This is a genomic window from Breznakia sp. PF5-3, assembly GCF_029504745.1.
Lineage (GTDB): Bacteria > Bacillota_I > Bacilli_A > Erysipelotrichales > Erysipelotrichaceae > Breznakia.
In genome coordinates this window covers 1-8474 of the sequence record NZ_JAQFIQ010000067.1, presented here as the reverse complement: position 1 = coordinate 8474, position 8474 = coordinate 1, and the positions used below count along the sequence as shown (strand labels likewise).

The window sequence follows — 8474 nt, the reverse complement described above, 5'->3', positions numbered from 1 at the left end:
TAGTAAAAACAACAAGCTACAAAGGAACGATAAAGAATACCTATGATAAATATGGAAATGTAGTTTCTACAACCAATGAATTGGGATTGAAAACGGTTAATGAATATGATGAACTTCATCATAAAGTAAAAGAAAAAGTAGCTGAAAAAGAAGTTGTTTATATCTATGATGCTAACTATCAAGTAATTGAAGAACAAGATATTAATCGAAATCAAAAAACAATGACGGTATATGATGCCAATGGCAATATCATTGAAGAAAAAGATGCTCTTGGTAATACGATAAAGAAGGTATACGATAAAAAAAATCAAGTTGTGGAAGAAATCGATGCTTTAGGAAATACAACCCAAAATGAATATGATGCAAATGGGAATGTCACAAAGGTAATCGATGCGAATGGAAATAGTGAACAAACGCTATACAATGAGTATGGACAAGTAGCGAAAGAAATCGATCAAAGAGGATTTGCTATTACCTATGTTTATGATGATGAATGTCGGTTGGTGGAAGTTGTAGATAAATTAGGAAATAGTTCTTATTTAAAATACAATGACAAGAACCAAGCTGTAAAAGAAATTGATGGTAATGGAAATACAAAAACGTATGCCTATGATGCATATGGACAAGTAATTGAAGAAAGTGATGGAAGAGGATATAAAACAACTAGAACCTATGATGTATTAGGAAATGTCACAAAAGAGAAGAATGGAAATAAAGTTCTTAGCAATGCCTATGATAAGAAAGGGAATCTAGTAGAAACAAAGACAAATACTCGTATCACGCAAAAGAATGAATACAACAAATACAATCAATTGGTTACATCGTATGATGCAAGATTTGCGAAATCTACGTATACTTATGATATTTTTGGTAATCAAAAAAGCAGTAATGAAAAAGGATACAAGAGTGTATCTACTTATAACGTGTATGGCGAATTGCTTAAGAAGAGTGAAAATGGTAGTTATGTAGAAGAATATACATATGATGAACTATCACGTTTGGTAAGCGTAAAAACCAATGGTAAAGAAACACTAAACAAAGTATATGATGCCAATGGCAATGAAGTTAAAGTAACAGAACATAATCTAAGCAAAGAAATCGTATATGATAAACTAAATAGACCAGTAGAATTAAAACTACCATCTACGGATGGAAGTAGTATGAAGAGTGTCCAAAAGGTTACCTATGATGAAAGTGGAAATGCATTAGTTATTGAAGATGGTAATGGAAACAAGGAAACAAAAACCTATGATGGAAATAATAATGAGATTACCACAACCAATGCTAGAGGGGTTACATATCGTTATGAATATGATGCAAACAATAACTTATTGAAAGCACAAAACCCTCATGGAAGAGTGGTATCGTATGTGTACGATGGAAACAATAATGTAATCACCAAAGATTTAAATGGGAAATATGCGATCTATAACTACGATCGTCAAAACAACCTAACATCAGAGTACAATGAATATAAGTATAAACATTTCTATACATATGATGTATATGGAAATAAAACAAGTTATACGAAACCAGATGGAAGTAAGATTACATATAAGTATGATGCCAACAACAACATGGTACAAAGAAATAATGATACGTATAAATACGATGCAAGAGATAATGTAATAAGTGCTAAGAACAAGGCAGGAACAATTACGTATAAATACAACGCTTTTGATCAAATCGTATCCGTGAAAGATACCAACCAAAAAGAAGTACAGTATACTTATAACAAAGATAAAAAGCTAAGTACCATTACCTATGCCAATGGGGATTTAGTAAAGTATGCATATAACTCATATAATCTATTAAAGAGTGTGAAAAAGAATGATGCGACAGTAGCAGCGTATGAATACAATGCTCGAGGAGAAGTATCAAAAGTAACCCAAGGAAGTGTAGTATCTATTTATGGGTATGACAACAATGGAAACCTAATCAAAAAAGATACAACGAAGAGTGGAAAAGCAATTCATACAACAAGTAAGAGTTATGATGCCAATAACAACCTCGTAAAAGAAGTAATCAATGGAAAGACAAATACGTATAAATACAATCAAGCAGATGAATTATTAGAAAGTAATAAATATGTCGATGGAAAGAAAGTAACAACCAAATACAGTTACGATTTACATGGTAATAAGACAGTTACATCAAGTAGTGAAGGTAAGAAGACATATAAATACAATGATCGTAATCAATTGGAAACAATCGAAAGTGACAAAGGAACGATTTCTTTCTATTACAATGAAAACGGAAATCTAAAGAATAAGGTAAAAGAAGATGGAAGTAATGAAGTGTATACGTATGATGAGAATGACCAACTGACACAGCTACAAAAGGGAGCATATGTGTATGATTACACATATGATGCACAAGGAGAGCGAGTAAAACAAGTAAAGAGCGATATCAGAGAGTATCCAATGACATTATGGTATGACTATACAGTATCGTTGGAATTTGATGAAGTGAGTGAAAAAGAAGTAGAAGATAGCTTTGATATCTTAAGAGATCAAGTAAGAAAGAAAAAAGCGAATGGAGATGTATGTGAGGAAGTACTAAGTGCGTCTTATCCATCTACATACAAGAAAGAACCAGAAGTAACCATTTATACCTTAGATCGCAATCAAGAATATACTCAAATCTTAGAGAAAGATGGAAAGAGTAATGTATATGGAATATCGATTGTAGAAGAGGATGGTGTTACCCAAGTAGCAGGACTAAATAACAGTGTGGTAGCAGAGGTAAAAGGGGATAAAGTAAAACTTGCAAGTTATAGTGATTATGGGTATAGTAAACATGGAGAAGGACACTATTACAATGGAGAGCATAAAGAAGAAACAGGGTTAATATATTTAAGAGCTCGATATTATGATCCAAGTATAGGAAACTTCATACAGATAGATAACAACTATGCAGGAGAGAAAGAAGATGTAGGAACACAGAATCGGTATAACTACACCTTATCTAACCCTTATAAGTATGTGGATAGGGATGGGAATTCATGGGCAGAAAACTTTGCTAGTAAATGGGCTCATTTATCAAGGGCGGCATTCGAGAAAAAACTAAAAAATCAGAAAAAGAATGTGGCACAGAAGACAATGGCATTAGCAGCATGGCTAATAGAGCAAGCTAAAAAAGCAGTAACCACTCCTAAAAACAATCAATCAAAAACACCAAAACCAAAGCCGAATCCGAATCCAAATCCTGGAAAGGGAAAAGACTGGGGTGGATTTATAACTGATATTGCTAAATTTATATTAGAATGTCTTGAGAAAAAGAAGAATGATCAAAAAAATAATGATAATAATAAAGTAAAAGATAATAATTCTGTTGTTATAAAAAATATGAAAGTATCAAATAAAATGATTAAGTATATTAAAGCAGTGGAAGGAAGAGAACCTGAACTTTATTATGTAAGAGGAGAACAATTCGGAACAATAGGATACGGACACCATTTTACTACCCAAGAAGAACAAGATGCTTTTATGAATATATATAAAAACCCGTTGACTGAAAAACAAATGGATGCAATTTTACGCGAGGATTTATTGACATTTGAAGGAATAGTTAATGCAAATATGCAAGAGTTAAAGTTTCAGTTAAAGCAGAATGTATTTGATGCTTATACTAGTCTTGCTATGAATGGAGGGGGAGCCTATATTTATGAGATATTAGTCTTTGAAAAAGATGGAAGATATGGTGAAGTTGATCAGAGTTTTAGAAATATTAAATATGGAGATGGTGGGACTGAGCTAGGAGGTCTAGTAAAAAGAAGAGAAGAAGAAATTAGAATTATGAGAGAAGGTATCTATGAACATGAGGGAAAGAGGTTTTAATTAAAATATGAAAAAATCGATAATAAAAAAGTTCATAGTAGCGAGTGCCTTACTATTGGTTGGATGTGGTGAAAGTAATCAAAAAACGCCTCTAAAGGATGATAGCAAAGAACAGGACAGAGTTGACTATGAGAAAACATTTAAGGAAAATGATATAAGTTATATTGAATATAATAAGCAAAAAATCATTTTAACAGAAAAGCAAAGAAAGTTAAAACCAAAAGATAATTTTAGGTTGAATTATGAGCAACAGGAAAGCTTTTATATTGCAGTCAGTGGAGTTTATGAAATAAATTTAGATAGCGTAGAAATGGATAATGTAATAGCAATAGATAGTGAAGGAAGGAGTTCATTAATCGAGGAAGAAGATTATCCTCAGTTTTATGAAAAATTATCTAAGACTAAAAGTGAATATCAAATTGAGATAGATGCCAATAATGTAAGCATGATTTCATATGGAGAAAGATATAACTATTCAACAGTTCCATCAAATGTAAGAATGAGTTACAAACAACGAGGTTCTATCGTCTGTGAGCCATCGAGAAAAGATCCAGCCGTATTAGAAAGTAAATATGTATATTATATAACGTTCAATTCTTATGAGTATGATCAAAAACTAAGAACAGTATTGTCATTTATGGATGCTGAAACAGGAAAAAGATATAATATAGTTGATGTTGAAATGGTCAAAATAAAGTAGTGTGATATGATTGTTTAATAGAAAAGAATCTAACAATTTTTGAAAAAATTTAACATGCATTGAATAATATAGATGGTGATTAACAACGTTTAAAATATAAAGAAACAGATTGATGATATTAATAATAATCAATCTGTTTCTTTCAAATGTTGATAACACTAGTATAGGAAATCTCGTATAGATTCATAACAATTATGCATAATATAAGATGTCATGAACATGAGTGAGAGAGGTTTTAATTAAAATATGAAAAAATCGATAATAAAAAAGTTCATAGTAGCGAGTGCCTTACTATTGGTTGGATGTGGTGAAAGTAATCAAAAAACGCCTCTAAAGGATGATAGCAAAGAACAGGACAGAGTTGACTATGAGAAAACATTTAAGGAAAATGATATAAGTTATATTGAATATAATAAGCAAAAAATCATTTTAACAGAAAAGCAAAGAAATTCACATCTAACATCTATTTTAATGTTAAATTATGAGCAGCAGGAAAGCTTTTTTATTGCAGTTAGTGGAGTTTATGAGATAAATTTAGATAGTGTAGAAATGGACAATGTAATAGCAATAGATAGTGAAGGATGGAGAACCTCAATCAAGGAAGAAGATTATCCTCAGTTTTATGAAAAATTATCTGAAACTAAAAGTGAATATCAAATTGAGATAGATTTCAATTATGTAAGCATGAATTTATATGGGGAAAGATATAACTATTTAACAGTTCCGTCAAATATTGAAATGAATTATAAACAAAGTAGATCTATTGTCTGTGAGCCGTCAAGAAAGGATCCAGCTGTATTAGAAAGTAATACTATATATTACATAACATTCAATTCTTATGAATATGATCAAAAATTAAGAACAGTATTGTCATTTATGGATGCTGAAACAGGAAAAAGATATGATGTAATTGATGTTGAAATGGTCAGAATAAAATAGATGGTGATTGACAACCTTTAAAATATTTATAACACTAGATGAGAAATCTCGTATAGATTCATAACAACTATGCAGAAGATAAGATATCATGAACAAGAGGAAGAGAGGATTAATTAAAATATGAAAAAGGAAATAGTAAAAAAGTTTATAATAGTGAGTACTTTGTTATTGGTTGGATGTGGTGAAAATGATCAAAAAGACCCTCCAAAGGATGATAACAAAGAACAAGAAAAAGTTGATGATGAGAAAACATTTAAGGAAGAAAATATAAGTTATATTGAATATAATAAACAAAAAATCAATTTAACAGAGAATCAAAAAGATACCCCTCTAACAGTATATATTATATTAGATGAGGATCAGAAGAAAAAATTTTATACTGCAGTCAGTGGTGTTTATGAGATAAATTTAGATGATGTAGAAATAGATAAAGTGACGACAATGGATAGTGAAGGATGGAGAACATCAATTAAGAAAGAAGATTATCCTCAGTTTTATAAAAAATTATCTAAGATTAAAAGCGAATATCGAATTGAGATAGATTCAAATTATATAAGTATGAATTTATATGGAGAAAGGTATAAATATTCAACAATTCAATCAAATGTTGAAATGAGTTATAAGCAGAGTAGGTCTATTCTTTGTGAGCCATCGAGAGAAGATCCAGCAGTATTAGAAAGTAAGCTTGCCCATCAAGTAGAGTTTAATTCTTATAAATATGATCAAAAATTAAGATCTAGATTATCATTTATGGATGATGAGACTGGGAAAAGATATGATGTAATTAATGTTGAAATGATAAAAATAAAATAACAAAATTTATAAAGCTTTTAGTACTGCTATTATTAAAGAAGGATTAGAAAAGATATAAGTGGAGTGAAATATAAATAAACTCAAAATAGGAGAAAAAGGAGATTACTATGCAAAAAGGAAATTGTTGTGATCAAATGATAAAAATATTGAATTTTGAATGCAAAGAAAAGACCCTTTTTGAGTGTCCAGATGCATTGATATATTATAATGAAAAATTTGATGAATATGGAATTATTATACATGACGGAGAAGAATCATATATAAAAATTGATTATTGTCCATGGTGCGGAAAAAAATGCCAGATTCAAAAAGAGATTTATGGTTTGATGAATTAGAAAAATTAGGATATGAAAATCCTTTTGAGGAAGATATTCCAATAGAATATAAATCTATTTTGTGGTGGAAGAACTTAAACAGCAAAACCAAAAGATGATGTTAAGGTTTCTTGGATAGGATTCGATAAGAAACTTATTACTAAAAGAAACAACAGAAGTTACAGAAAGACTAAGAAATATATTGAGATAGATGCAGTTGAAGTTTGGATAGTTACTTTAATAAAAGGTTGATATGTTACAAATTGAGAATATAAAACTTGATGGTTAGTATTCTTTCAATTTGGAATTTAAAATAAGGAGATGCAATGAAAAAAATTATAATATGTTTAGCTTTAATTCTGATAGGCTGTAACAATCAAAATAGCAAATCTGAAAAAACCGATGGGGAAGAAGAAATTTGTATTAACATAGAAAAAGAAAAAAATAATTTATCATTATCTGAAGCATGGAATTTGTTTTTGGATAAAGTAAAAGATAAGCTTGGAGATGAGACTAAAACAGAAGCATTGGGAGTTATTGTTTATGAAGATAGAATATATTATGGTTTTCGCAGTTATTTAGACTCTCCTAGTAAGAAAACAGTAACAGGAAATTATGCTGTGGATATTTATACTGGTGATGTTTATCAGACGGATACAGGAGATTATATAAGGTTGGAATGAGTTACATAGTCATTGCATGTTACGGCTGTACTCATGATATAGAAAAAAAGACTTGTACTTATAGTAATAATAAAATAAAGAGGCTATTAATTTGATTTATAAAACATTAGATGCTTCTCAATAAAAGATAACGATATTACTGTACCAGCAGACTTGTTGAATAAGAGGAAATAATATGGATACAAAAATATACAATAAGCAGATGCGAATATTTACAAAAAAGATGAAGGAATTAGGATTTCAAAAATGGAAATCAACCTTTTTTGTGAGAAGAACAGAGTATGATGTTGTTGAAGAGATTCATATTCAAAAACGGTCTGATGGAAAAGAAGTAACAGGAAATTATAGCTTTTCTTTATTATATCAACCATATCAAGCGATTAAGTTTGAAACAAGTAGCAGATTTGGACGATTAATATATGGAAAAGATCACTGGTGGCCATTAGAAACAGAGGCAGATTGCGAAAAAGCATTTGATGACTTTTATAATATTATCAAAGAAAAAATCATTCCAGAATTTAATAGTTTTCATGATGTAAACAGTATATTAGAATTAACTACTAAAAAAATGATGTTTTATCAATATTATTTTAAAGTAATTTTAAATCTTTATTACAATAATTATAAAATTGCACAGGAAACTTATAATTATTTAAATGAACATTTTAATGAAGTAAACAAAGATGAGGATGATTCATTTTTTCTTAACCAGTACAAAGAAAAAATGAAAGAAATTCCAGTAGAAGTATTTTCTAATTCTAAAAAATGCAAAGCATTTTTAACAAGTAATATGGAAACTAATATTAAAATTATAAAATATCCATTTAAATAAGCTAAAAGAAAACAAGTGGTTATAAAATTACTTTCTTTCTATTGCAATGAAAGCGGAAATTGAAAGAACAAGGAAAAAGAAGGTGGAAGTAATGAAATATATACGTATGATGAGAATGATCAACTAATTTAATAACAAAAATGTATGATCTGACTAAAGCAGTTAATCATATAGCGTGATATACTAAATTAATAGATTGGGTTTATGGGACGCAAAAAAGATCTAAACAGGAACAAATGTACCAACAAGATTGTTGAATAAGACAAACTATTAGATGTCAATAGCTAAATAAAATTAACTATAATCTATCAAAAAAGTGCAATTGTCTTGCTTCAGAGGTGAATCCTCTATAAA

The 8474-nt window shown here is 29.6% G+C and carries 7 protein-coding genes; all 7 read left to right on the top strand.

Annotated features, from left to right (window positions below; all coding sequences use genetic code 11):
• Positions 1 to 3839 (top strand): RHS repeat-associated core domain-containing protein (locus tag M2475_RS11085; RefSeq protein ID WP_277491580.1); only part of this gene is annotated, 3839 nt, incomplete at its 5' end.
• A 7-nt stretch (positions 3840 to 3846) separates the two neighbouring features.
• Positions 3847 to 4539 carry a hypothetical protein gene (locus M2475_RS11080; RefSeq protein WP_277491579.1) on the top strand — a complete coding sequence of 231 codons (693 nt, stop codon included), beginning with the start codon at positions 3847 to 3849 and terminating at the stop codon, positions 4537 to 4539.
• Between the two features lie 246 nt (positions 4540 to 4785).
• A complete protein-coding gene (locus M2475_RS11075; RefSeq protein WP_277491578.1) occupies positions 4786 to 5478 on the top strand; it encodes a hypothetical protein in 693 nt (230 codons plus the stop codon).
• Positions 5479 to 5598: 120 nt separating this feature from the next.
• The gene (locus M2475_RS11070; RefSeq protein ID WP_277491577.1) at positions 5599 to 6291 is read left to right on the top strand and encodes a hypothetical protein; all 693 of its coding nucleotides are present in this window, start codon (positions 5599 to 5601) and stop codon (positions 6289 to 6291) included.
• Between the two features lie 107 nt (positions 6292 to 6398).
• Entirely contained in the window at positions 6399 to 6626 is a 228-nt protein-coding gene (locus M2475_RS11065; RefSeq protein WP_277491576.1) for a hypothetical protein, read from the top strand.
• A 305-nt stretch (positions 6627 to 6931) separates the two neighbouring features.
• The gene (locus M2475_RS11060; protein WP_277491575.1) at positions 6932 to 7288 is read left to right on the top strand and encodes a hypothetical protein; all 357 of its coding nucleotides are present in this window, start codon (positions 6932 to 6934) and stop codon (positions 7286 to 7288) included.
• Positions 7289 to 7463: 175 nt separating this feature from the next.
• Positions 7464 to 8120, top strand: a complete 657-nt coding sequence (locus M2475_RS11055) for a DUF4304 domain-containing protein (RefSeq protein ID WP_277491574.1) — start codon at positions 7464 to 7466, stop codon at positions 8118 to 8120.
• The last annotated feature ends 354 nt before the right edge of the window (positions 8121 to 8474 follow it).

Excerpts from the sequence above, each read along its gene's own strand:
- M2475_RS11080 (WP_277491579.1), top strand. The coding sequence starts at position 3,847 with ATGAAAAAATCGATAATAAAAAAGTTCATAGTAGCGAGTGCCTTACTA.
- M2475_RS11075 (WP_277491578.1), top strand. The coding sequence starts at position 4,786 with ATGAAAAAATCGATAATAAAAAAGTTCATAGTAGCGAGTGCCTTACTA.
- M2475_RS11070 (WP_277491577.1), top strand. The coding sequence starts at position 5,599 with ATGAAAAAGGAAATAGTAAAAAAGTTTATAATAGTGAGTACTTTGTTA.
- M2475_RS11065 (WP_277491576.1), top strand. The coding sequence starts at position 6,399 with ATGCAAAAAGGAAATTGTTGTGATCAAATGATAAAAATATTGAATTTT.
- M2475_RS11060 (WP_277491575.1), top strand. The coding sequence starts at position 6,932 with ATGAAAAAAATTATAATATGTTTAGCTTTAATTCTGATAGGCTGTAAC.
- M2475_RS11055 (WP_277491574.1), top strand. The coding sequence starts at position 7,464 with ATGGATACAAAAATATACAATAAGCAGATGCGAATATTTACAAAAAAG.